At 68.7% G+C, this 23,685-nt stretch carries 18 protein-coding genes; 7 read left to right on the plus strand and 11 right to left on the minus strand.

Features of this window, described 5'->3' with window-relative positions:
* Window positions 1-67: 67 nt before the first annotated feature.
* Window positions 68-1,069 carry a LacI family DNA-binding transcriptional regulator gene (locus tag ACLJRL_RS17490; RefSeq protein ID WP_410657240.1) on the minus strand — a complete coding sequence of 334 codons (1,002 nt, stop codon included), beginning with the start codon at window positions 1,067-1,069 and terminating at the stop codon, window positions 68-70.
* 127 nt (window positions 1,070-1,196) lie between these two features.
* Between ACLJRL_RS17490 and ACLJRL_RS17495 the strand changes: the two genes are divergently transcribed.
* From ACLJRL_RS17495 to ACLJRL_RS17505, 3 genes are read left to right on the plus strand one after another with little or no spacing between them, the layout of a single operon-like run.
* On the plus strand, window positions 1,197-3,206 hold the full coding sequence (locus tag ACLJRL_RS17495; RefSeq protein ID WP_410657241.1) for a bifunctional aldolase/short-chain dehydrogenase: 2,010 nt from the start codon (window positions 1,197-1,199) through the stop codon (window positions 3,204-3,206).
* Window positions 3,207-3,215: 9 nt separating this feature from the next.
* A complete protein-coding gene (locus ACLJRL_RS17500) occupies window positions 3,216-4,625 on the plus strand; it encodes an arabinose isomerase (RefSeq protein WP_410657242.1) in 1,410 nt (469 codons plus the stop codon).
* 3 nt (window positions 4,626-4,628) lie between these two features.
* Window positions 4,629-6,026, plus strand: coding sequence for a rhamnulokinase (locus ACLJRL_RS17505; protein WP_410657243.1), 1,398 nt, complete (start codon window positions 4,629-4,631; stop codon window positions 6,024-6,026).
* Window positions 6,027-6,138: 112 nt separating this feature from the next.
* Here ACLJRL_RS17505 and ACLJRL_RS17510 read toward each other — a convergent pair whose 3' ends face one another.
* A complete protein-coding gene (locus ACLJRL_RS17510) occupies window positions 6,139-8,673 on the minus strand; it encodes a phosphocholine-specific phospholipase C (protein WP_410657244.1) in 2,535 nt (844 codons plus the stop codon).
* 321 nt (window positions 8,674-8,994) lie between these two features.
* On the opposite strand from ACLJRL_RS17510, the gene ACLJRL_RS17515 reads away from it, so the two are divergent.
* Window positions 8,995-11,676: a beta-N-acetylglucosaminidase domain-containing protein gene (locus ACLJRL_RS17515; protein WP_410657245.1), complete on the plus strand. Its 2,682-nt coding sequence runs from the start codon at window positions 8,995-8,997 to the stop codon at window positions 11,674-11,676.
* Between the two features lie 98 nt (window positions 11,677-11,774).
* Here the strand turns inward: ACLJRL_RS17515 and ACLJRL_RS17520 are convergent, their stop codons facing one another.
* Genes ACLJRL_RS17520 through aztB form a run of 5 tightly spaced genes read right to left on the minus strand, consistent with a single transcriptional unit; the run spans window position 11,775 to window position 16,496 of the window.
* Window positions 11,775-12,278 carry an acyl-CoA dehydrogenase family protein gene (locus tag ACLJRL_RS17520; RefSeq protein ID WP_410657246.1) on the minus strand — a complete coding sequence of 168 codons (504 nt, stop codon included), beginning with the start codon at window positions 12,276-12,278 and terminating at the stop codon, window positions 11,775-11,777.
* A 42-nt stretch (window positions 12,279-12,320) separates the two neighbouring features.
* Window positions 12,321-13,496 carry a zinc metallochaperone AztD gene (gene aztD / locus ACLJRL_RS17525; protein WP_410657247.1) on the minus strand — a complete coding sequence of 392 codons (1,176 nt, stop codon included), beginning with the start codon at window positions 13,494-13,496 and terminating at the stop codon, window positions 12,321-12,323.
* 32 nt (window positions 13,497-13,528) lie between these two features.
* Window positions 13,529-14,440, minus strand: a complete 912-nt coding sequence (aztC, locus tag ACLJRL_RS17530) for a zinc ABC transporter substrate-binding protein AztC (RefSeq protein ID WP_410657248.1) — start codon at window positions 14,438-14,440, stop codon at window positions 13,529-13,531.
* Entirely contained in the window at window positions 14,437-15,648 is a 1,212-nt protein-coding gene (locus ACLJRL_RS17535; protein ID WP_410657249.1) for a hypothetical protein, read from the minus strand. Before ACLJRL_RS17535 ends, aztC begins: the two co-directional genes overlap by 4 nt.
* Entirely contained in the window at window positions 15,645-16,496 is an 852-nt protein-coding gene (aztB, locus tag ACLJRL_RS17540) for a zinc ABC transporter permease AztB (RefSeq protein ID WP_410657250.1), read from the minus strand. The genes ACLJRL_RS17535 and aztB overlap by 4 nt, the downstream gene beginning before the upstream one ends.
* Before the next feature lie 47 nt (window positions 16,497-16,543).
* Here aztB and aztA point away from each other — a divergent pair, with 47 nt between their 5' ends.
* The gene (gene aztA, locus ACLJRL_RS17545; RefSeq protein ID WP_410657251.1) at window positions 16,544-17,257 is read left to right on the plus strand and encodes a zinc ABC transporter ATP-binding protein AztA; all 714 of its coding nucleotides are present in this window, start codon (window positions 16,544-16,546) and stop codon (window positions 17,255-17,257) included.
* Window positions 17,258-17,327: 70 nt separating this feature from the next.
* Here aztA and ACLJRL_RS17550 read toward each other — a convergent pair whose 3' ends face one another.
* Together ACLJRL_RS17550 and ACLJRL_RS17555 are read right to left on the minus strand one after the other, a co-directional pair.
* Window positions 17,328-17,960: a 3-oxoacid CoA-transferase subunit B gene (locus ACLJRL_RS17550; RefSeq protein WP_410657252.1), complete on the minus strand. Its 633-nt coding sequence runs from the start codon at window positions 17,958-17,960 to the stop codon at window positions 17,328-17,330.
* A gap of 1 nt (window position 17,961) precedes the next feature.
* Entirely contained in the window at window positions 17,962-18,762 is an 801-nt protein-coding gene (locus ACLJRL_RS17555; RefSeq protein WP_410657253.1) for a CoA transferase subunit A, read from the minus strand.
* A 104-nt stretch (window positions 18,763-18,866) separates the two neighbouring features.
* Between ACLJRL_RS17555 and ACLJRL_RS17560 the strand changes: the two genes are divergently transcribed.
* Window positions 18,867-19,640, plus strand: coding sequence for an IclR family transcriptional regulator (locus tag ACLJRL_RS17560; protein ID WP_410657254.1), 774 nt, complete (start codon window positions 18,867-18,869; stop codon window positions 19,638-19,640).
* Window positions 19,641-19,667: 27 nt separating this feature from the next.
* Here the strand turns inward: ACLJRL_RS17560 and ACLJRL_RS17565 are convergent, their stop codons facing one another.
* Window positions 19,668-22,136 (minus strand): glucan 1,4-alpha-glucosidase, encoded by a 2,469-nt coding sequence (locus ACLJRL_RS17565; protein WP_410657255.1) that lies wholly within the window; start codon window positions 22,134-22,136, stop codon window positions 19,668-19,670.
* 157 nt (window positions 22,137-22,293) lie between these two features.
* Here ACLJRL_RS17565 and ACLJRL_RS17570 point away from each other — a divergent pair, with 157 nt between their 5' ends.
* Complete coding sequence (locus tag ACLJRL_RS17570) at window positions 22,294-22,959, plus strand: DUF2238 domain-containing protein (protein ID WP_410657256.1); 666 nt, start codon at window positions 22,294-22,296, stop codon at window positions 22,957-22,959.
* Here the strand turns inward: ACLJRL_RS17570 and ACLJRL_RS17575 are convergent.
* Window positions 22,923-23,594 carry a S1 family peptidase gene (locus tag ACLJRL_RS17575; RefSeq protein WP_410657257.1) on the minus strand — a complete coding sequence of 224 codons (672 nt, stop codon included), beginning with the start codon at window positions 23,592-23,594 and terminating at the stop codon, window positions 22,923-22,925. The two genes, ACLJRL_RS17570 and ACLJRL_RS17575, sit on opposite strands and share 37 nt — an antisense overlap.
* Window positions 23,595-23,685 lie beyond the last annotated feature (91 nt).

A 23,685-nucleotide genomic window follows, 5' to 3' on the forward strand; every position in this document is an offset into this window, starting at 1 on the left:
CGTATAGCGTTCCCACCCGGTTCCGCAACGGGCGCGTGCGTCAGGCTGCCAGGACTGCAGGACCGGCTCAGCTCGATTCCCGGACGACCAGCTCCGGTTTGAACATGACCTGCTGGTGCGCGTGCCCGGAAGGCGCGTCGCACTCTTCGAACAGCAACTGCGCCGCCGACCGGCCGATCTGAGCGGTCGGCTGCCGGATCGAGGACAGCGGAACCGCCGCGTCGGCGGCGAAATCGATGTCGTCGTATCCGATCAGCGCGAGGTCTTCGGGAATCTTCCGGCCGGCACCGATGCCCGCCCTCAGCACACCCAGCGCGAGCAGGTCGTTCGCGCAGAAGACGGCGTCCACATCGGACCCGCTCTCGAAGAGGTCCCGCGCGGCCTCATAGCCGTATCGGGCCTTGAGCGCCGGTGTTTCGACGACCTGGACGATGTCGTCCGGATCGAGCCCGGCCGAGGACACCGCACGCCTGAGGCCGGCCAGCCGGTCCGTGCACTGGCTCAGGCTCAGCGAACCACTGACATAGGCGATGCGGCGGCGGCCGCGCTCCAGCAAATGTGCTCCGGCCAGCTCGCCACCGACGATGTCGTCGACCGCGACCGAACAGCAGTCGAGCTGCGGCGCGTGGCGATCGACGAGGACCGCGGGGGTGCCACGCCGTCGCAGCGCGTCCAGGCGTTTCGAGTCCGCCATGACCGGCGTGATGAGGACACCTCGCACCCGCTGTTCCTCCAGGACCTGCAGGTACCACTCTTCCCGCTCGGTGCGCTCGTCGGAGTTGCAGACCAGTACCGCGTAGCCCAGTTCGGCGGCGACGTCCTCCACCCCCCTGGCGACATCCTGGAAGAAGGGGTTGGCCATGTCGAGCACGATCATGCCGAGAGACCGGCTCGTGCCGGCCCGGAGCTGCGCGGCCGAAGAGTTCCGGATGAAACCGAGTTCCTCGATCGCGGCGAGGACGAGTTCCCTGGTGCCGGGGGCGACCTTCTCCGGCCGGTTGATCACATTGGACACCGTGCCGATCGAGACGCCCGCACGCACCGCGACGTCCTTGATGCTCGCACCCATGGACTGAATCGTATCAAGCCGATATTCCCCGACCGGCAGGGTTGACCGCCCTTCCACGGTCGCCTAGCTTGGATGCGTTGAGTGAAACGTTTCACTTCAAGGAGATCTCTTGAATAGCCAGCCGGCCGTGACCGATCTGCTGAGCCGCGCGCACGAACTCGGCGCGGATCGCCGCAACACCAACTACGCCGGCGGGAACGCGTCGGCGAAGGCGTTCGCGGGCGATCCGGTGACCGGCGAAGACGTCGAGCTGATGTGGGTGAAGGGTTCGGGCGGCGATCTCGGCACGCTGACCGAGGCCGGCCTGGCGGTGCTGCGACTGGACCGGCTGCGCGCCCTGACCGGCGTCTATCCCGGCGTCGACCGGGAAGACGAGATGGTCGCCGCGTTCGACTACTGCCTGCACGGCAAGGGCGGGGCGGCGCCGAGTATCGACACCGCCATGCACGGCCTGGTCGAGGCCCCGCACGTCGACCATCTGCATCCCGATTCCGGGATCGCGCTGGCCACCGCCGCCGACGGCGAAGCGTTGACGGGCAAGATCTTCGGCGGCAAGGTCGGCTGGGTTCCCTGGCGCCGTCCCGGTTTCCAGCTCGGGCTCGACATCGCCGAACTCCAGCGCGCGAACCCGGACATGATCGGCTGCGTGCTCGGCGGGCACGGCATCACCGCCTGGGGCGAGACCAGTGCAGAGTGCCAGGCGAACTCGCTGAAGATCATCCGGACGGCCGAGCGCTACCTCGCCGAACACGGCAAGGCCGACCCGTTCGGCACCGAACTGCCGGGCCATCGCGCGTTGCCCGAGCCGGAACGGAAGGCGCGCGCGGCGGCGCTTTTCCCGGTGCTGCGCGGACTCGCGTCCACCGACAACCGGCAGGTCGGGCATTTCACCGACACCCAGGAAGTCCTGTACTTCCTGGCCATGTCCGAGCATCCGCGGCTCGCCGCGCTCGGAACGTCGTGCCCGGACCACTTCCTGCGCACCAAGGTCGCACCGCTGGTGGTGGATCTGCCCGCCACCGCCCCGCTCGAGGACGTCATCGCCCGGGTCACCGAACTGCATGCCGCCTACCGAACGGATTACGCGGCCTACTACGAGCGGCACGCGACCCCGGATTCCCCGCCGATGCGCGGCGCGGATCCGGCGATCGTGCTCGTCCCCGGTGTCGGCATGTTCAGCTTCGGCGCGGATCCGCAGACCGCGCAGGTGGCGGGCGAGTTCTACGTCAACGCCATCAACGTCATGCGCGGAGCGGAATCCGTGTCCCGCTACTCCCCCATCCCCGAGGCGGAGAAGTTCCGGATCGAGTACTGGGACCTGGAAGAGGCCAAACTCCGCCGCAAACCGGCGCCGAAACCACTCGCCACGCGGATCGCGCTGGTCACCGGCGGCGGCTCGGGTATCGGCAAGGCGATCGCGCACCGGCTGGCCGCCGAGGGTGCCGCGGTCGTGGTCGCCGACCTCGACGCCGACGCGGCCTCCGCCGTGGCAGCGGACATCGGCGGGGTCGCGGTCACCGCGAACGTGACCGACGAGGATGCTGTCGCCGAGGCGGTCCGTGTGGCCTGCCTGGCCTACGGCGGGCTCGACCTGGTCGTCAACAACGCCGGCTTGTCGGTCTCGAAACCCTTGCTGGACACCACGATCGCGGACTGGGACCGCCAGCACGACGTCATGGCGCGGGGCTCGTTCCTCGTCGCACGCGAGGCCGCCCGGGTACTGATCGCGCAGCGGATGGGCGGTGACATCGTCTACATCGCCAGCAAGAACGCCGTCTTCGCCGGACCCAACAACGTCGCCTATGGTGCGGCGAAAGCCGACCAGGCGCACCAGGTCCGGCTCCTCGCCGCCGAACTCGGCGAGTACGGCATCCGCGTCAACGGGATCAACCCCGACGGCGTGGTCCGCGGATCGGGCATCTTCGCTTCCGGCTGGGGTGCCCAGCGCGCCGCCGTCTACGGCGTCCCCGAAGAGAAACTCGGCGAGTTCTACGCTCAGCGGACCCTGCTCAAACGCGAGGTCCTCCCCGAGCACATCGCCAACGCGGTCTACGTGCTCACCGCCGGCGAACTCTCGCACACCACCGGCCTGCACATCCCCGTCGACGCCGGTGTCGCCGCCGCCTTCCTCCGCTAGGAGCCCGCCATGACCACGACTCGCCGGAAGCCGACGATCGGGCTCGTCGCCGGCGGCCTCGGCGCCTATTGGCCGCAGTTCCCCGATCTCCTGCCCACCCTCCAGCGGTCCGCCGCCTATGTCGGCGAACAGATCTCGGGCTATGACGCGGAAATCGTCGACACGGGGTTCATCTCCGACGCCCAGGAAGGCGCCGAAGCCGCGGAACGGTTGCGCACGGCGGGATGCGACCTGATCGTCGGGTTCCTCACCACCTACATGACCGCGACCATGCTCATGCCGATCGCGCAGCGGTCCGGTGCCCCGGTCCTGCTGATCAACCTGCAGCCCACCGAATCCATGGACCACGCGAGCGTCGACACCGGGCAGTGGCTCGCCTACTGCGGCGCCTGCCCGCTACCGGAGATGGCGAACGCCTTCACTCGCGCCGGGATCGATTTCCGCAGCGTGTCCGGCTATCTGCGGGACGAACGCGCCTGGGCCAAGATCGGCGACTGGATCAACGCCGCCGGTGTCCGCAAGGTCCTCCGTTCCGGACGGCACGGCCTCATGGGCCACCTCTACCCCGGCATGTACGACGTCTCCACCGACCTCACCATGGTCAACGCGCACCTCGGCGGCCACGTCGAAGTCCTCGAATTCGACGACCTCCGCGTCCGCGTGGACAAGGTCACCGACGCCGAAGTCGCCGCCAAGATCACCGAAACCGAAGCGGTCTTCGACGTCACCGACTCAGTCAAGGCCGACGATCTCGCCTGGGGCGCCAAGGTTTCCGTCGGCCTCGACAGGCTGGTCGCCGACTTCGGCCTCGACAGCCTCGCCTACTACCACCGGGGACTCGGCGGCGAACAGCACGAACGGCTCGCCGCCGGAATGATCCTCGGCGCCAGTCTCCTCACCGCCCGAGGCACCCCTGCCGTCGGCGAATACGAACTCCGCACCAGCCTCGCCATGCTCGTCATGGACATCCTCGGCGCGGGCGGATCGTTCACCGAACTCCAGGCCTTGGACTTCACGCGCGGGCACGTCGAGATGGGCCACGACGGACCGGCCCACCTCGGCATCAGCTCGAACAAGCCCCTTCTGCGCGGCCTCGGCGTCTTCCACGGCAAACGCGGCTGGGGCGTCTCCGTCGAATTCGACGTCACTCACGGCCCCGTCACCCTTCTCGGCGTCGGGCAGACCAGGGACGGCCGCTACACGCTGATCGCCGCCGAGGGGAACGTCGTCGACGGGCCCCATATGCGGATCGGCAACACCACCAGCCGCGTCGACTTCGGCCGCAACCCCGGCGACTGGACCGATGACTGGTCCGCCAGCGGGATCGGGCACCACTGGGCACTCGGCACCGGTCACCGGATCCCGGCCCTGCGCGCGGTCGCGAGCCTCCTCGGGCTGCCGCTGATCGAGGTCGGCTGACCGATGCCGACGTTCGCCGCCGTCGATCTCGGTGCCAGCAGCGGCCGGGTGATGCTCGGCCGTGTCGATTCAGGGCCGGCCGATTCCGGGCTGGTGGAGCTGACCGAACTGCACCGCTTTCCCACCGGCGCGCGACCCCGGCCCGGAGGAGGGTTTCGTTGGGACATCGACGAAATCCTCGCCGAGACGATCGAGGGGCTCAGGCTCGCCGAACAAGCCGCCCCAGTCTCCATCGGGCTGGACTCGTGGGCTGTCGACTATGGACTGATCGGCGCCGACGGCGAACTCGACGGCGACGTGCGCAGCTATCGCGACCCCCGCACCGACGGCATGGCGGACGTCCTGCGGGAACGGATCGACGATCGTTCCCTGTACGGCATCACCGGGCTGCAGCATCTGCCGTTCACCACGATCTATCAGTTGCTCGCCGAACCCCCGGAGCGGCTGAAGGACCACACCCTGTTGCTGGTCCCCGATCTGCTCGCCTACCTGCTGACCGGCGAAAGGGGGGCCGAGGTCACGAACGCGTCCACCACCGGCCTGCTCGACGCGACCTCACGCACCTGGTCGGCCGAAGTCCTTTCCCGGAGCGGAATCCCCGCCGGCCTCCTGCCGAAGTTGCGGCAGCCCGGTGAACCCGCCGGCCGGTTCTCCTCGACCCCGATCATCACGGTCGCCTCCCACGACACGGCCTCCGCGGTGGCGGCGATCCCCGCCACCGGCGACTCCTTCGGCTACATCTGCTGCGGCACCTGGTCTCTCGCGGGTCTACGGCTCGACGCGCCGGTGCTCACCGAAGAAGCTCGCGCGGCCAACTTCACCAACGAGTCCGGTGTGGACGGAACGGTCCGGTTCCTGCGCAACACCATGGGTCTCTGGCTGTTGAGCGAATCACTCCGGACCTGGAACGCCGACCTGGCACCGTTGCTGTCCGCCGCCTCGGCCGAACCCGCGTTCGCCGCCGTGATCGACCCGGACGACGAGGCCCTGCTGGCGCCGGGCGACATCCCGGCCCGCATCGCCGGACAGTGCCGGCGCACCGGCCAGCCCGTGCCCGCGACACGCGCCGGGATGGTCCGCGTCATCCTGGAATCCCTGGCCCTCGCGCACGCGGCGACCCTCCAGGCCGCGGCCGAGCTGTCCGGTCGCGAGCTGAGCACCGTCCACCTGGTCGGCGGCGGTGCCCGCAACGAACTGTTGTGCCGCTTCACCGCCGAAGCCTGCGGACTGCCGGTCCTCGCCGGCCCGGTGGAGGCCAGCGCGGTCGGCAACATCCTCGTCCAAGCCCGCGCCGCCGGAATCCACGCCCGCCCGGAACCGCCCTTCGCCCGCTACGAACCGAGTGGCGACCGCTCCCCCTGGATCGCCGCCGCACGGCGTTCCGGGGTGCGGCTCGGCTGAGATCCCGGGGTGCCGATGCCCGCCGCGCGTTGCGAAAGCCACTTTCACAACCTTCAACGTTGCGAAAGTGGCTTTCACAACTCCCGTGGCCGGGCGGTGCGGAGGCTCGCGCTCAAGCCCACCCCAGCGGAGTGATCTCCGCCGCCGACGTCCACGGCCCGCGGTCCCCCGCCTCGGAAAGCGCACGCACTCGGACGTAACGGGCCCGCGTGGGCCAGAAGCGAAGCGTCCTCCGGACGGCGTCGTCGGGGAAGGCCCCGGCGGCGACCGGGCTCCCCCAGGCCGTCCCGTCGGTGCTCAGGTGGACCTCGTAGCGGCCGATGCGGCCGTTGGCATGGCCGTCCTGGCGGGGCAGGTAGGCCATACCGGTGACCGTGCGGGTGGCGCCCAGATCGAGCTGCACCTCGTGCGGCAGCGGGTCCGCGCCGCCGGACCACTTGGTGTGCCAATGGGTCGCCGGCTTCCCGTCGACGACGTTCGCGGCGGCGCCGGGCTCGCCCACGGTCTCCTGGCTGTCGGCCGAGCGGACGGTCGCCGGGAGCGGCCCGGAACCCATGACAGGGTCGCTGATGGTCTCCGCGCCGGTCTCGACGTGACCCGCGAAGCGGCGCAGGAAGCCGTCGGGCCCCTGGACTGTCAGGTCGTACCAGCCGCTCATGCCGCCCTCGGTGCTGAACCAGTCCTCGACGGTCGCGCCGGGGGCCACCGTGTACGTCCACGGTCCGCCGCCGCGGTTGCCGGTGCGCACGGTGAGCTCGCATCCCGCGCCGCCGGCGTTGGTCATCTTCAGGTGGACCACTCCTGAGCCCGGCCGCAGCACGACCTCCGGATTCGGTTTGCCCGCGGTGGTCGCGGTGATCCGGTTGCCCGCGAAGCGCCGCACGAAACCGTTGGGGCCGTGCGTTGTGAGGTCGTACGCGCCCTCCGGGGATCCCACCTGCCAGTAGTCCGACAGCGTCGCCCCCGCGCCCACGGTGTAGCGCCACGGCCCGTCGGTCCGGTGCGCGGTGGCGTAGACGTAGAAGTGCGCGCCGGCGGACCCGGTGTTGGCGAAGTCGATCCAGAACCGCTCCGCCGTCACCCGGCCGGAGGCCGCCAGCTGATACGGCAGCGGTCGCGCCGCCCGGATTCCGCTTTCGGGCACCGGCGCTTTCGGCACGGACGGCGGCTGCGGCTGCGTGTTCCACGGACCGCTCGTCGGCACCGGCGGCGTCAGCGCCGGATAGGTCGCGCCCGCCGCCGTCGTGTCCAGCGCCGACGTCAGATCCCCGCAGACCGTGCGGCGCCACGGCGAGATGTTCGGTTCGCCGATACCACTCCACCGCTCCAAGAATCGCAGCACGGACGAGTGGTCGAAGACCTCCGAACACACCTTCCCTCCGCGGCTCCACGGTGAGATGACCACCATCGGCACCCGCACGCCCAACCCGATCGGCTCGCCGGAGACGAACTCGTCGGTGGTGGCGACCGAGCTTTTGCCCTCGTCGTCGGAGGCGGGCGGCGCGGGTGGCGGCATGTGGTCGAAGAAGCCGCCGTCCTCGTCGTAGGTCAGCAGGAACAACGTCTTGTTCCACACCTCCGGTTTGGAGGCGATCGCGTCCAAAGTGGACTTGACCAGATCGGCACCGGTGTTGGGCCCCCACGCCGGGTGCTCGGTCTGCGGTTCCGGCGCGACGATCCACGACACCGCCGGCAACCTGCCCGCGTCGACGTCGGCTTTGAAGGTGCTCAGCAACTGCTTCGGAGCGACCCGGGCCAGCCCTCGGTCGTAGAGGGCGCGCTCGGTCGCGGTCAGCGTCGCCACGCCCGCCGCCAGTCCTTCGAGCAGGCGGGTCCGCTCGGCCGCCGACGCGGAATCCAAGGCGTAGTAGAGGTACTCGAGCTTCGGGAACGCCTTGCCCGCGGAGTCCTTCACTTTCGACAGCGCCTTGGTCCCGACGGCCAGAAAGCTGGTGAAGTAGTCCAGCGAGTTGTCGCCGTAGTTGTCCCATTCCTGGTAGACCCGCCAGCTGCGGCCCGCGGCCTGGAGGCGCTCGGCGTAGGTCTTCCAGGTGTAGCCGGTGTGCCCGGGGTTCTGCCACGCGGCGTTGCCGGTGGCGCGGGTCGTGCCGTCCGGTTCGAAGCCGATCTTGCCGGTGAACAGGTACATCCGGTTCGGGTTGGTGGGGCCCATTTCCGAGCAGTGGTAGGCGTCGCAGACGGTGAACGCGTCGGCCAGCTCGTGGTAGAACCGCAGCGCGGACCGGGTGTGGTAGGTCAGCGAACGCACACCTTTCGCCGCGCGCCACCCGTCGTGACGGCCCTTGTTCCACGCCCGGTGCCCATCGGACCACCCGTGCGCGACGTCGGCCATGAACTGATCGTCGATCGCGTAGGGAAGCAAGGTGCCCGTGCCGTCGGGCTGCTCGAAGACCGACGCCCCCGAAGGCAGCCTGATCGCCACCGGATCACTGAAGCCCCGGACGCCGCGCAGCGTCCCCATGTAGTGGTCGAACGATCGGTTCTCCTGCATGAACACCACGACGTGCTCGATGACGTCGAGGCCGCCCGTCGGTGCGTCGGCGGCGAGTGCCTGCCGGACGCTCTCCGGGAGCAAGGTGAAGGCGGAGGCCGCGCCAGCGGCCTTCAGCAGGGTACGACGGCGCACGAAGCCCTCCAGGAACTGCGTTGAACCTGTTCGAATGTGATCGAAATTGCACCTTTGACGCATCTATCGAGCACATCGAAACATGGACACTGTCGTGATTCAAGATCCGTTCGGAGGTCACGTCTCAGGCATCCGGAGAGGTGCCCGCTGCCGCCGAAGGGCGGTACAACGTTGACCTAACGTGCGTGAAGTTGGCCAAGAACCACCGAAAGGAGCTGTCCCCCGTCATCGCATTGGGTGTTTACTGGCTCACTTACCGTCGACTATCGACGATTTGGGGGCCAGATGCCGTCCTTCGGTCGAGTGATCAAACTCTTTCCGGTGACGCTGCTCGCGGTCACGGTGGCGGTGGCCGTTCCCGCACCGGCGAGCGCGGCGGAGGATGTCTCCGCAGGTCTGGCGAAGGTCTGGCCGACACCGCAGCAGGTGAAGGCACGGCCGGGGCAGGTGGCCGTTCCCCGCACCGTCGTCGAGGTCGTCGGCCCGGGCACCGACCCGTCCGCACTGGCCGTCGTGGAGCAGGTGCTCCGCTCGTCAGGGGCGAGCACCATCGTCAAGATCGCCGCGGGCGACCAGGCGAAGGCCGCTGCCCGGGACCGCGCCAACGGCGGTCTCGTCGTCTTCGTCGGTGGCCCCACGGAGAGTGAGGCGACCGCGCTCGCGCTCGCCGCATTACGGCTGGGCGGCCCGGAAGGCCTGCCTCGCGGAGGATACGTCCTCGCCGCCGAGCGCGGCCTGATCGCACTGTCCGGAGTGGACACCACGGGAACGTTCTATGCCGCGCAGTCGTTGCGGCAGCTCTTCGCCTCCGGCAAGAGCGGCGGTTTCAGCCTGCGCGACTGGCCGGCGGCGCCGCTGCGCGGGGTCATCGAGGGCTTCTACGGCGCACCTTGGTCGCACACCGATCGCCTGGCGCAGCTGGACTTCTACGGCCGCAACAAGCAGAACATGTACGTCTACTCCCCCAAGGACGATCCGTACCTCCGGGCCCGCTGGCGCGACCAGTACCCACCCGATCAGCTCGCCCTGATCTCGCAGCTGGTCGCCAAGGCCACCACGAACCACGTCGAATTCACCTACGCCCTCTCCCCCGGTCTCTCGGTGTGCTACTCCTCCGACACCGACAAGGCCGCGCTGCTCACGAAGTTCCAATCCCTGTGGGACATCGGTGTGCGGTCGTTCGCGATCCCGCTCGACGACATCTCCTACACCCGCTGGAACTGCGACGCCGACGCCGCGAAGTTCGGTACCGGCGGCGGCGCCGCGGGCGCGGCTCAGTCGTTCCTGCTCAACCGGGTGCAGCAGGATTTCATCGCCACCCAACCCGGTGTCGAGCAGCTGCAGATGGTCCCGACCGAGTACTACGACCTCGCCGACTCCGCGTACAAGACCGCGCTGCGGACCCAGCTCGACAAGGCCGTGATCGTGGAGTGGACCGGCGTCGGCGTGATCGCCGGGCAGATCACCGAAAAGCAGGCGCTGCAGGCGAAAGAGGTCTTCGGGCACGACATCCTGATCTGGGACAACTACCCGGTCAACGACTACATCACCGAGCGTCTGCTGCTCGGCCCGTATATCGGCCGTGAGCCCGGAGTCGCGAAGTTCCTGTCGGGGATCACCGCGAACCCGATGGTGCAGGCCGAGGCGTCGAAGATCGCCGAGTTCACCTCTGGCGACTTCCTGTGGAACCCGGAAAAATACGACCCCGACAAGTCGTGGCTCGCGGGTATCGCCGATCTCGCCGGGTCGTCGGCTCCGGCGCTGAAGGTGTTCGCGGAGAACAACTATTCGAGTCTGCTCGTCCGCCTCGAGACCGGGAAACCGGACCTGGATTCACCGGTGCTGCGGCCGCTGCTCAGCGCGTTCTGGACGGCGCTGGAGAAGAAGGATCCCTGGGACGCCGCGGCGAAGTTGGATCGCTATCTCGCGGCGATGACGTCGGCCCCCGGCGATCTGCGGCAAGGGATGGCCTCGAACCAGCAGTTCCTCGCCGAGGTCGGTCCGTGGCTCGATCAGGTCGGTCTCTACGGCCAGGCGGGCGTGCACGCGGTGAAAATGCTGCTGGCACAGTACGTCGGTGACGGGCGGAAGGCGTGGGCGGAACGCGGAGAACTCCTTGCCGCGCTCAAGAAGGCGCAGGCGATCCGTGTCCCGACCGCGCGAGGCGTGCGCAATCCGAGTACCTGCATCTCGGTCTGCGTGCCGTTCCTGAACACCGCGCTGGCCACCGCCGACCGCGGGTTCGGCCTGCCGGGGATCCGGCCGCAGCCGACGACATCGCTGGGAACCCACACCGACAACCTTCCCTACCGGATGGTCGACGGCGACCCCGAGACCTACTTCTGGAGCGACCGGGGACCGCACGCCGACGAGTCCGTCGGCGTCGACCTCGGAACCGTGCGACCGGTGTCCCATGTGGACGTCACGATGGGCATGCCCACCAACCCGAACGACTTCTTCCACGAAGGCGTACTCGAATACTCGGCCGACGGCGAGCACTGGACGACGGTGAAGACAGTCACGGAACCCACGGTGTCGGCGGATCTTCCCGCCGGCGCCGAGGCCCGGTTCGTGCGCATACGCGCGACCGCCGGCCAGATCTTCTGGCTGGTGATCCGGGAGTTCACCGTGTCCACACCGGACACTCCTAAGTACACCGTGACCGGAACGCCGGCGGGGACGAATCTCCCGGCCGCCGCGGACGGCAACGCCGATTCGGTGTACACGGCGGGATCGGCGCCGGTGCCCGGTGACGCGCTCGTCGTCACTGCCACCACGGCGAAGCCGCTCGGCAAGGTCGTCGTGCTGGCAACGGAACCCGGTGCGAACGCGGACGTCCAGATCGCGGACGCGACCGGTGGCTGGCGCACGATCGGCAGGCTCGAGGACCACTACGGGGAACTTCCCGCCGGTGGCGCCGTGACCGACCGCGTTCGACTTCTCTGGGCGCCGGGCAGTGTCGCGCCGAAGATCGCGGAGGTGATCCCGGTCTTCACCTCCTAGCCGCCGGCACGCTCGACTCAGGACGCTTGCAGGGCGATTCCGCGAGCGAGGAAATCGTCCGCGTCCACTCCAGACGGTGACCCCGTCGAGCGGCCGGTTCACGCCTTGTAGCCGACGTCCCCATCGCCTCCGACCAGCGCCTCGGAGCCGACGCGGACCTGCGAGAAGGTGACATCCGCGGTGCGGGAACCTTCCTGGCCCATCTTGGCGTCCTTGGCGCCGACCTGGATGCCCGGGGTATCGGCGGGCACGAGGAAGACCGCGATGCCGGTGCCGGATTCCGACGCGGGCCGGGTGCGGGCGAACACGACGAACAGGCCGGCCTCGGTGGCGTTGGTGATGAGCTGCTTCCCGCCGTCGATGATCCAGCCGTCGCCGTCCGGTTTCGCGCTGGACCGCAGACCGGCCGGATTCGATCCGGCGCCGGGCTCGGTCAGCGCGAACGAGGCCACGATTTCGCCGGACGCGATCCCGGGCAGCCACCGCGCCCGCTGGTCCTCGGTGCCGAAGCCGACCAGGACCTGTCCGGCGATGCCGTTGTTCGTGCCGAACAACCCCATCTCCGCGGCCTGCGCCCGCAGGTCGAGGTTGCCGGTGTACATGGCTCTCACTATCGAACGCGTTCGCCGGGGTGTCCACCCAGGCTAGTGGGCGAGTACTCCGCTGACCTCGTTCGGCGTTCCGGGCAACGTGGCGGTGCCGGTCTTCGCGCCGGTGGCCAGATCGACCGAATGGATCTCCTTCTTGCCCGGATCGGTGACATAGGCGGTTCCGCCGCGGACGAAGATCGCCGGACGCGGACGCTGCCATTCGAGCGGTTCCTGCCAGGTGCCGAGCACCGCGATCTTCCGGGTCACCGAACCGGTCACCGGGTCGATCACGTGGATCTGCCCGTCGGTCCCGAGCACCAGGCCTTCGCCCTGCGGGCCGCGGGCCAGGGAGCGGAAGGTATAGCTGGTCCCGAGTTCGGTGTGCTTCAGCGTTCCCTTCTCGGTGTCGATCAGGCTGACGCGGGTCGGACGCTCGAGTTCCGCCGCTTCGTCGACCTTGTAGTCGCCCAGGGTGATCGGCGAGAGGTCCGAGCCCGCCTGGTTGCCGATCCGGCCGTAGGGGTCGGGACTCGGCACCTTGGTGATGGCGCCGTCGCGGTAGATCAGGACGCCGGTCTCGCATCCGATCACGACCGCCTCGCCTCGCGCGGTGGCTTCACCGTGCACGCCGGGGCACTGGTCGTTGCGCGCGATCTCCTTCTTCTCCTTGTCCAGTACCACGATTCCGGGTCGCTCGTCCTCGTTCCCGATGGTGGTGACCAGTTCGCCGTTCGCGAGTTCGACGGCCACGCCATGATGTGCTTCCGGCGTCTTGTGTTTCGGCGCCGGAACGGCCGACCCGGCGAGCGTCTTCGGATCGAATACCGTCACTTCCCCGGTCCCGTCCGCGAACAGCACCGTCTTGCCGGCGTGGCGGACGACGTGACCCGGTTTGGTCGCTTTCACTTCGGTGTCGGTCAGTACGGCGCCGACGGCGTCGAGTACCCGGAACCCGGTGGAGGTCGAGACCAGCAGATGCCGGTCGTTCCCGGCGGGGTTGATCCGGTTGAAGCCTTCCAGCGGGAGATTCTTGGCCACTGCCAAGGTCTTCCCGTCGAGCAGGAGGATTCCTCCGTCATAGGTCACGGCGACCGGGTCGGCGACGACGGCCGCCGGCGCCGCGTTGTTCCCTTGAGCTTGCGGAGCGGGCTGTTCGGTCGCGCAGGCGGTGAGCGCGAGCGTGCTCACCCCTGTCACCATCAGCGCGGCGTACCGGGTGGTTCGTGCCATTTTCATTGCACCTTTCTTCTGTGCCAGGTCATTCAGGATCGGGTCAGGCCGGTGGTGATCGATTCGGTGTTGGCGCGCATCATTTCCAGGTAGGTGGCCGCGCCCTGCCCCGGTTCACTGAGCGATTCGGAGAACAGTGAGGTGACCTCCACGTGCAGACCGGCCTGTTCGGCCAGGACCCGGGCGAGCCGGTCCGGCTGGGAGGAGTCCGCGAAGACGACCGGCACCCCTGCCGAACGCACGGTGTCGGCCAGCGCTTTGAGGTCCGACGAACTGGGTGAGGCGAGGGTCGTTCCGCCGGGGATCACCGCACCGATGACCTCGAACCCGTACCGCTGGGCGAGATAGCCGAACACGTGGTGGTTGGTGACCAGTTTCCGGCGCTCCGGCGGGATGCGCCCGAACTTCTCGGCCATGGTGGCGTCGAGTGCCTCGATCTCGCCGCGATAGCGTTCGGCGTTGCCCCGGATCACCGCCGCGTCGACCCCGGCCACGTGGGCGATGACGTCGTCGGCGATCGCCTTCACCGCGTCGCGCACTCGCCCCGGGTCGGTCCAGAAATGCGGATCGGGCCGGTCCACCGCGTCGTTCCCGGCGTAGCCGATCGGGTTCGCCCGCTCCCCCACCGGAATCGCCGGTACGCCGTTCTCCTCGGCGGCGCGCACCGTGCGCAGCATGCCCTCTTCGAGCCCGAGTCCGTTGTAGACGATCAGCCCGGCGCGCTCGACCCCGGCCGCCTGCTGTGCCGAGATGCCGAACGAATGCGGGTCGGCGTTCGGTTTCATCAGCACGGTCACCTCGGCCTGATCTCCCACGATGGTGCGGGTGATGTCGCCGAGGATGTTCGTGGTGACGACCACGGAAGCCTTGTCGCCCTCGCTCCCGGAACATCCCGAGGCGGTCAGCAGCGCCGCGGTGAGGAGCGCGAGTACCCGGCGCCTCATCGGCCGGTCTCGATGATGTGGCCGGCCTTGCCGCCGACCTTCAGGGTCCTGGCGCGACGGAGGTTGTCGTTGTAGTCGATTTCGTGCACCTCTCCGGACAGCGGGTTGTTGACGTAGGCGCGTGTCGTGTCGACCTGGATCGAGGGAGCGGCGGCGCCGGTCGCTTCGGGCGGCAGCAAGGGAATCTGCGCCTGTTCCTTTCCGGTGGCGCTGTCGAAGGAGCGCAACTTTCCGTCCCGGGTCAGCACCAGCAGAGGACCGCCCTCCCCTACGGCGTTCACTGCGGCGACCGGTCCGGTTTCGATGTACCGCCAGGCGTGGCGGCCGACGTCCAGCGACCACACGGCGTCGTCGCCCGCCTTGGCCGCGAGCGTGGTACCGCCCGGCCGGTGGGAGAACCCGGTGGCACGCTCCCGCGTACCGGCCTCTTGCGGGTACGGGATCTTCTCCCCCGTGAAGACGCCGTCCTTTTCGGACACCAGCAGCGCGCCGTCCGCGCAGCCGAACACCACACCGCGCCGGGTCACCGCCTGGTCTTGGAGTTCCGGGCAGGGCTGATCGATCTCCGCCACCGGTCTGCCCTGACGATCGTGGACGCGCACTCCCCGTGCGAGCGGCTTCCCGGTATCCGCCACCGAAGCCAGGATGTGCTTGCCGTAGGGCACCGCGATACCGGCATGGGGCTCCCGCACGATCCTGCCCAGTTCCGCCACGGATCCCTTGTCGAGCAGGGTCCGATCGAGCAGGATCGCCGTACCGTCCGGAAAGGACAGTGCCGAGACCGCGGGATCGCTGTAGGCACCCAGCGGCCGTTCACCTGGCACCACACCCACTTCACGGGCCTTGGCGCGGTAGTAGTGCACGTGGTCGCCGTGGTCGACCATCCAGGCTCCGCTGTCGATCACGTGAACCGCACCGTCACGGCCCGCCAGGTACCCGAATCGCCCGTCACCGGTCAGGGTGCGCACGCCGTCCACGCGCCCGACGTCGTGGACCTCTTCGGTGATCAGGTCGACCACACGCACGGCGCCCGATACGTCGTCGGCGACGATCAGCCGTGATTGCGCTTCGGCCGCCTCCTCGGCGCCTTCGATGTAGCCATGGGGCGCCTCCGCGGGCACGTCCGGCGGCGGCTCGCTGCCACACGCCGTCATGGTCGCCGCCGTGACCGCGAGGAACGCCGCCGCCCAGCCTGTTTTGAGACTCATGTTGATCGCTCGATCTCCGGTGTCAGGGAACGGAATCGCTCTCGCGCGAAGGAAAGGGACGCCGAGAGGAAGAACAGAAGGACCGCGGCCGCGGCGATGGTCGCGCCCGCCGCGGTGCCCCAGTGCCAGGACACGAGCAGGCCGCCGACCGTGGCCACGACGCCCACCAGTGCCGCGACGAGCATGACCGTGGTGATCCGCCGCGACCAGAACAGCGCCGCGGCCGCGGGGGCGATGAGCAGGCCGAACACCAGCAGGGTCCCCACCACGCGGAACGAGGCGACGATCGTCAGGGTGACCAGCGCGAGCAGCAAGGCGTTGGCCAGGCGCGGGCGCAGGCCCAGCGTGATCGCCTTCCGGACGTCGAAAGTGAGCGCGGTGAACGAACGGTGTCCCAGCAGGGCCACCACCGCCACGACGACCAGCGTGATCGCGAGGCCCACCAGGTCGCCGGATCCGACGGCGAGCACGTCACCGAAGAGGAATCCGGTGAGGTCGACCGCGAACGACCGTGAATGCGAAACGATGATCACGCCGCTCGCGAGCATGCCCACGAAGAGCAAGCCGATGGTGGTGTCCTCCGACAACCGCCGCGAACGACCGAGTGCCGTGACGCCGAGCGCCATCACCCCGGCGCTGACCGCGGCGCCGATCAGCAGGTTGACGCCGGTCAGCGAGGCGATCGCCACGCCGGGCAACATGCCGTGCGACAAGGCGTCGCCGATGAAGGCCATGCCTCGCAACACCACCCACGTGCCCACGACCGCGCACACCACCGACACGAGCACTCCCGCCACCAGCGCTCGCTGCACGAAGGACACCTCGAAGGGGACCGTCAACCACTCCACGCGTCACACTATAGTGGTAATGATTGTCATTATCTTCAGGAGGTGGGATGAAACCGGACACAGCGGCACTCACGATCGACGGCGTACACGCGCACTACGGCCACCGCGAGGTCCTGCGCGGGGTCACCGCCTGGGTACCTCACGCGCAGGTCACGGTGATCGCCGGCGCGAACGGAGCCGGTAAGTCGTCGCTGCTCAACCTCGTCGCCGGGGTGCTGTCCCCGACCGCCGGTTCGGTGACCCGCCGGGATTCCGGCCGCGTCGCCTACGTGACCCAGCAGAGCGAGGTGTCGCGATCGTTGCCGGTCACGGTGCGCGCCACCGTCGCGATGGGACGCTGGGCGCATCGCGGCGCGTGGCGGCGACTGACCACAAAGGACCGCCAGGTGGTCGAAGAATGTTTGACACGGCTCGACATCACGTCGATCGCGGACAGGCTGATCGGCACCCTGTCCGGCGGGCAGCGTCAACGGGCGCTGGTGGCGCAGGGCCTGGCCCAGCAATCCGGACTGCTGCTACTCGACGAGCCGGCGTCGGGGCTGGACCTGCATGCCCGGAAACTGATCGACGAGGCACTGCACGCCGCACTCGCCGAAGGCACGACCATCATGCGCGTGACCCACGACCTCACCGTCGCGGGCAAGGCTGATCATTGCCTGCTGCTGCGAGACGGCGGCCTCGTCGCGGAAGGCCCGCCGCAAGCGGTCCTGACCTCGCGGCAGGTTGCGGACGCCTGGGGAATCCCGGTCCGGAGCGCGTGAGGGCCACCCTCAGGGACTCTGAGTCCCTGAGGGTGGCCCTCACGCGCATCGCCACTCACGACCCGTGGAGCTAGCGAACCAGGACCTTCGGCCCGGTCTTCTCCTGGACTTCCTCGGCGGTGACATCCGGGGCGAGTTCGACGAGCTCGAGGCCGTCGGCGGTGATGTCGAGGACGCACAGGTCGGTGATGATGCGCTGGACGACACGGCGGCCGGTGTAGGGCAGCGTGCACTCGTCGACGACCTTGTGGGTGCCGTCCCGGGCGACGTGTTCCATCAGCACGATGACCTTTTTGGCGCCGTGGACCAGATCCATGGCACCGCCCATGCCCTTGACCATCTTGCCGGGGATCATCCAGTTGGAGATGTCGCCGGCCGCCGAGACCTGCATCGCGCCGAGGATCGCGGCGTCGATCTTGCCGCCGCGGATCATGCCGAAGGAGAGTGCGGAGTCGAAGAAGGAAGCTCCTTTTCGGACGGTGACGGTCTCCTTGCCCGCGTTGATGAGGTCCGGCTTCACGTCGTCCTCGGCCGGGTACGGCCCGACGCCGAGGATGCCGTTCTCGGACTGCAGGACGAGGTCGACCTCGTCGGGTACGAAATTGGGTACCAGGGTGGGAAGACCGATGCCGAGGTTGACGTAGTCGCCGTCTCGCAGTTCGGCGGCGGCACGGGCGGCCATCTGATTGCGGTCCCAGGCCATCTCAGTCGTTCTCCTTGCTGGTGGTTCCCGCGTTCGCGGCCCGCACGGTGCGCTTTTCGATCGGCTTGTCCGCGACCTGCTCGGGCGTCAGCTGCACCACGCGGTGCACGAAGACACCGGGAAGGTGGACCTCGTTCGGGTCGATGTCGCCCGGTTCGACCAGTTCCTCGACCTCGGCGAGGGTCACCCGTCCCGCCATGCCGGCGAGCGGGTTGAAGTTGCGCGCGGAATCCTTGAACACGAGGTTCCCGTGCCGGTCTCCACGCCAGGCTCGGATGAGCGCGAAGTCGGCGACGACCGCGTGCTCCAGCACGAACTCCTTCGGGCCATCGGCGGTATCGAAGGTCTGCACCTGCTTCGCCGGGCTGGCCTTCGCCACGTTGCCTTCGGTGTCGTACTTCCACGGCAGACCGCCGTCGGCGACCTGCGTTCCGACGCCGGTGGCGGTGAAGAAGGCGGGAATCCCGGATCCGCCCGCTCGAAGCCGTTCGGCGAGGGTCCCCTGCGGCGTGAGCTCCACTTCGAGCTCGCCGCCGAGGTACTGGCGCGCGAACTCCTTGTTCTCCCCCACGTAGGAAGCGACCACGCGCCGGAGGCGGCCCGCGCCGAGAAGTATCCCGAGGCCCCAGCCATCCACTCCGGCGTTGTTCGAGACCACCTCGAGGTCCTTGGCGCCGGCCTTGAAGAGCGCACGGATCAGGACGGCGGGAACCCCGCACAACCCGAAGCCGCCGACCGCGAGCGTGGCGCCGTCCGGGATGTCGGCGATGGCCTCCCCGGCTGACACGATCACTTTGTCCATGGCCGCCATCAGACGACACCACGACCAGGTGGTCAATCAGTGAACACCGTCCGGCTGCGGATTGTTCATTTCGTGACCGAAATCGAAGGGGTAGTGTTCACTGAGTGGACGCACCTCAAGACCTCGTCGGGCGCATCTACCTCTCGTTGCGCGCGGTCGGTGCGCACGAGCCGGACGGCGCCACGACGACGGCCATCGCCCGGGAAGCCGGCTTGCCGAGACCCACCGTGCACCGGCTGCTGACGTCGCTGCAGCGGGTCGGGCTCGTGGACCGGGTGCCGGGCACCGATCACTGGGTGCTCGGGCCGGAGCTGTACCTGCTCGGCGCGGCCGCGGCGCGGCGCTACGACGTCACCGAAGTCGCCTTGCCCGTGGTTCGCCGCCTCGCCCTCGCGACCGGCGAGAGCGCGTTCTTCTCGGCGCGGCGAGGACAGGAGACGATCTGCCTGATCCGGGAGGACGGCGCCTTCCCGATCCGCAGCCACGTCCTCTACGAAGGCGCCCGGTTCCCCCTCGGTGTCGTCTCCGCCGGCATGGTGGTGCTGGCCCACCTGCCGGACAGGGAGATCGACGAATACCTGGAGCACGCGGACCTGCGCGCGCGGTTCGGGCCGCAGCACGACATCGGGGAGATCCGCAGGCACATCACGGCGACCCGGACCCACGGGTACGCCGTGAATCCCGGACTCGTGCTGGAAGGCAGCTGGGGTGCCGCCGCGGCCGTTTTCGACCGCTCCGGGATACCTCGCTGGGCGCTCAGCCTGACCGGCGTCGAGCACCGGTTCAACGCTGAGCGGCTCCCCCAGCTCGGATCCCTGTTGCTCCGCGAGGCACACGCCCTCACCGAGGACTTGGCCCGCAGCGAGGCACGGCGATGACGGACCCGTCATCGCCGTGCCGAGCCGTCACGGCCGCCAGGTGTCGTTCAGTGCCAGCGTGCAGCCGCCGGAAGCGGTGGCCGCCCGGTTCGCGCCCGACTCCCAGGTGACGGTGCCGCCCTCCTTGCGCAGATACTTGTACTGGAATCCGGTTCCCTTCGGCAGCGCGGTGCTCGCCGTCCACAGTGGATAGTTCACGGAGGACATCGGGATCGCGTTCGCCGGATTCCAGGAACCGAGTTCCGGCCGGTCGCCGACGACGAAGATGTTCTGGCCCCACGTGGTGGTGGCGTTGACCGAGAAGTTCGCGGACAAACCGGCGCACCCGTTGGCATACCGCTGCTTGACCACCGACGGTGTCTCGACCGGAGCGCCCGCGTCGATCGAGTGCGCCAGCCGGACGAACTGCGCCATCGACCACGCCAGCGGAGTCGCCGAGCCGGTGCCCTCCCCGAAGGTGAAGCCACTGGCGTTCGCGCGATCCCATGCCTGTTCCGGAATCAGGTGACCCGCGTTCGCCGAAGCCGCCATGGTGGCCAGATGCAGGTTCGCCGGCCGCCCGTTGGCCAGTTCGTACTCTCCGCGTTCACCGGTGAGCAGCGGCCACAACCGGCCGATGCCGGCACCTGTGTAAGGGCCGCCGGAAGCGGGTTCGCCGTAGCCGTCGTGGTTGTAGCGGTACCACATCGGGCCGTTCGGCGTGGTCACCTTGAGCGTCGAGTCGACTTCCGGCAACGCGGCCGCGACGTCCGGGTCCCCGGCCGGCTTGACGCCCAAGCGCACCAGGTCGAGGAAACCGGCGTCGATGATGGCGCGCTCGTCGTGGTTGCCTCCACCGTTCTGCAGGGTGATGTTCTGGCCGTCGTTCGGATTCCCGTTGCCGTCGATGCGCTCGAAGTACCGGCCGTCACCCAGCGGGCCGGACGTGGTGAACGTCCACCCGGCGACCTGCGCCTGCCAGTGATCGGCGGTGGCACGGTAGGAATTCGCGGCGGCCGTGTCGCCGTTGCGCGCGGCGATGTCGGCGGCGCAGATCAGCCCGGCGATCTCCGCGGCGATGGTGGACGGCGAATAGCCGCCGTTCTCCTCCCAGCGTTCCTGCGGGGTCACCGGACCGCGCGAGACCAGGAAGTCCGCCGACTTCTTCACTTTCGCCCAGGTCGCCGCGTCGAACCGGCCGAGCTGCCACACCAGGACGATCGGGAAGGCCACCTCGTCGAGTTGCAGGCTGGTCCAGCAGTTGGTTCCGTCGAGGCGGGTGTTCTGCGGGAACGAACCGTCCGCGCGCTGCTGGACGGTGAACAGGTAGTCGGCTGAGCGGTTCGCGGCCGCGGTGTCCCCGGCGGCGATCTGCGCGGTCGAGACCTGGTAGAGGTCGCGGGACCAGACGGCGTGGTAGCCGCAGTCCCCGGTGCCGTTCGCGTCCTTCGCCTCACCCCACGGATTGGTGAGCGACGCGACGTTCGCACCGAGATAAGTCTTGTCCTCGTGGGCTTTCAGCGTCATCAGCGCGACGTTGTACTGCGTGGTCAGCCCGGCGCCGGTGATCGAGCCGGGTACCGCGGCCAGTGACGACAGATAGCCGCTCCAGCCGGACCGGTACGCGGTGTCTGCCGCCGCGAAACCGCCGGCGAGCGAGCCCGACGCGTTCGCCGACGCGGCACCGCGATCACTGCCGAAGCCCAGCGCGAGGGTGAACGTCGTGTCGGTACCCACCGGGATCTGGCCCAGCTGAACGAGATTCCCCGGGGTGGCGGCGGAGTCGTACTGCGTGTCGAGGACGTGGTTGCCGCTCAGGTCGGCGTACCCGTCGCTCACGCTGCCGCTGTAACCGCTGGTCTGCTTGGTGAAACCGGTGGAGACGGCCAAAGCGCTGGACACCGGGCCGTCGGAGGCGACCAGTTGCCCACCCGAACTCGCGCCCGTGTCACCCATGCCACTGTTGTTCAGCGAGGGGTTGTACAACGCGTACAACTGCAGCGGGCCACCGCTGAGCACCTCGAACCGGGTCTGGATGAGCATCGTGGACCTGGCCGGATCGGTGGTGTGCGTTTTGGTGATCCGGTAGCGGCCGTTGGTGGCGGTGTTGATCTGCCGGTAGCTCAGCGAACGAGGATCGGTGAGTACCAGCTGTTTCGTGGTGTGATCGCGTTCCAGCTGGGTGAACCCGGCCCCGTCGGAGACGACGTACTGCAGGTCCTGGACGTTCGCCACGTCCACGGTGGGGTAATAGACCTCGTGGCTGATGCCCTGGCCGAGGGTGAACCAGACCTTGGACGCGGTACCGGCCGAGGTGCCGAAACCCTCTTTGCCCCCCGTGGTCCAGGCCGAACCGGTGCCCGGCGCGCCCGGAGCCTCGGCCGCCGGTGCCGCGGCCGCCGGTGCCGCGGCCGCCGGTGCCGCGGCCGCCGGTGCCGCGGCCGCCGGTGCGGGCGCCGCGAGTAGTGCGGATGACAGCAGCGCGATGGTCGCGCGCCACCGCAGTGAAGACCTCATTGACGGTGTCCTTCCCACGGGCATCGATGACGGCAGGAATTTGTTGTTAGTCGCAACATATTGCCCGGTGATGGAGGAAACCAGGGCCGATCGGCGTAACCCGGACCACTGGGCCCAGTGGTCCGGTAGTTCATCCGGTTCGCTGTAGGGTTTCCGAATGGTGCGCGGAGTCGGTCGGGCCGAAGGGATGCTGCTGGCCGGCGTGGTGCTCGCAGCGCTTGTGGCGACCGGGTTGCAGGCCAAGTCGCTCGGCACCTGGTTCATGGAAGTCGTCTGGGTGCTGATCGGGCTACCGTTGGTGGTGGCGCTGCGCAAGCGCTTTCCCTTGACCCGCTTACTTTGCTGGCTGCTGGTGCTGCACGCGATCGTGCTCTGCTACGGCGGGCAGTACACCTACGCCGAAACCCCGATCGGCGAATGGGCACAGGACCTGCTGGGCACGCAACGGAACAACTACGACCGGCTCGGCCACTTCATCCAAGGCTTCGTACCCGCTGTCGCCGTGCGCGAGGTACTCCTGCGCAGGACACCCCTGCGCCCCGGCGGCTGGGTCGCGTTCCTGACCGTGAGCGTCTGCGTGGCGATCGGCGCCTGTTTCGAGTTCGTGGAATGGTTCAGCGCGCTCCTCGCCGGAGCGGGCGCGGATGATTTCCTTGCCACCCAAGGAGATATCTGGGACACGCAGTGGGACATGTTCCTGTGCCTGTGTGGCGCGATACTTTCCCTGCTGATTTGGCGCCGGATACACGATCGCCAGCTCGCCGACTCCGTCCGGGCCTTCTCAGGTCAAGGGGACGTTCCGGTGAGGATGGTCAACCCGTAGGCCGCCAGGACCCGGTTGACCGGAAGAAAATAGGAGGTACCGCCGGAGGTGCAGTTCCCGCTGCCCCCGACCAGCACTCCCTGGGCCTGCGTACCGCTGACGAACGGACCGCCGATGTCGCCGGGCTCCGCGCAGACGTTCGTCCGGGTCAGACCGCGCAGCGTGCCCTCGGGGAAGGTGATCGTCTGGTTCTTCGCCTGGATCACCCCGCATCGCCACCCGGTGGTCCTGCCGTACTTGCACACCGACGCGCCGACCGGGGCCTCGGTAGAACCCGTGATCGTCACTCGGCTGTCAGTGGGCGGAATCGACCCCACCAGCCGCCACTCGGCGGTGTTGGTCACCCGGATGACGATCGCGCCGCTCGGCGGCACCGGCGCCGCGGCGACCACGCCGACCAGGCGGCCTCCGCTGCGGACGGTGTCGCCGGGCTTGCCGCAGGCGGTATGGGCGATCAGGTAGCCGACGGTCCCCGCGGTCGCGGCGAATCCGGCGGTGCACCGGTACGAACTACCGGTCTCCAAAGGGCTGCCTCCGCCGAGCGGAGCAGGCGCGGAGGCTTGAGCGGCGGGCGGCGCTGCGAGGCACAGCGCCAGGAAGAAACCGAGCAGACAGCGGAATCGGGGCGGTCGCATGGGGCCTCCGATGGCCAGGGAAGTGCCTCGATCGTAGCCAGCCCGGGCGCCGCGGCCAGCCGCCGAATCGCGCATTCCCTGTACGCGTTTC

Source organism: Amycolatopsis sp. lyj-112, assembly GCF_046549055.1.
GTDB lineage: Bacteria > Actinomycetota > Actinomycetes > Mycobacteriales > Pseudonocardiaceae > Amycolatopsis.

Bases quoted from the DNA above. Each gene is read 5' to 3' on its own strand.
- ACLJRL_RS17500 (WP_410657242.1), top strand. From the start codon at position 3,216: ATGACCACGACTCGCCGGAAGCCGACGATCGGGCTCGTCGCCGGCGGC.
- ACLJRL_RS17520 (WP_410657246.1), bottom strand. From the start codon at position 12,278: ATGTACACCGGCAACCTCGACCTGCGGGCGCAGGCCGCGGAGATGGGG.
- ACLJRL_RS17535 (WP_410657249.1), bottom strand. From the start codon at position 15,648: ATGAGTCTCAAAACAGGCTGGGCGGCGGCGTTCCTCGCGGTCACGGCG.
- ACLJRL_RS17550 (WP_410657252.1), bottom strand. From the start codon at position 17,960: ATGGCCTGGGACCGCAATCAGATGGCCGCCCGTGCCGCCGCCGAACTG.
- ACLJRL_RS17505 (WP_410657243.1), top strand. From the start codon at position 4,629: ATGCCGACGTTCGCCGCCGTCGATCTCGGTGCCAGCAGCGGCCGGGTG.
- aztC (WP_410657248.1), bottom strand. From the start codon at position 14,440: ATGAGGCGCCGGGTACTCGCGCTCCTCACCGCGGCGCTGCTGACCGCC.
- ACLJRL_RS17565 (WP_410657255.1), bottom strand. From the start codon at position 22,136: ATGAGGTCTTCACTGCGGTGGCGCGCGACCATCGCGCTGCTGTCATCC.
- ACLJRL_RS17570 (WP_410657256.1), top strand. From the start codon at position 22,294: ATGGTGCGCGGAGTCGGTCGGGCCGAAGGGATGCTGCTGGCCGGCGTG.
- aztA (WP_410657251.1), top strand. From the start codon at position 16,544: ATGAAACCGGACACAGCGGCACTCACGATCGACGGCGTACACGCGCAC.
- ACLJRL_RS17555 (WP_410657253.1), bottom strand. From the start codon at position 18,762: ATGGACAAAGTGATCGTGTCAGCCGGGGAGGCCATCGCCGACATCCCG.
- ACLJRL_RS17490 (WP_410657240.1), bottom strand. From the start codon at position 1,069: ATGGGTGCGAGCATCAAGGACGTCGCGGTGCGTGCGGGCGTCTCGATC.
- ACLJRL_RS17575 (WP_410657257.1), bottom strand. From the start codon at position 23,594: ATGCGACCGCCCCGATTCCGCTGTCTGCTCGGTTTCTTCCTGGCGCTG.
- aztD (WP_410657247.1), bottom strand. From the start codon at position 13,496: ATGGCACGAACCACCCGGTACGCCGCGCTGATGGTGACAGGGGTGAGC.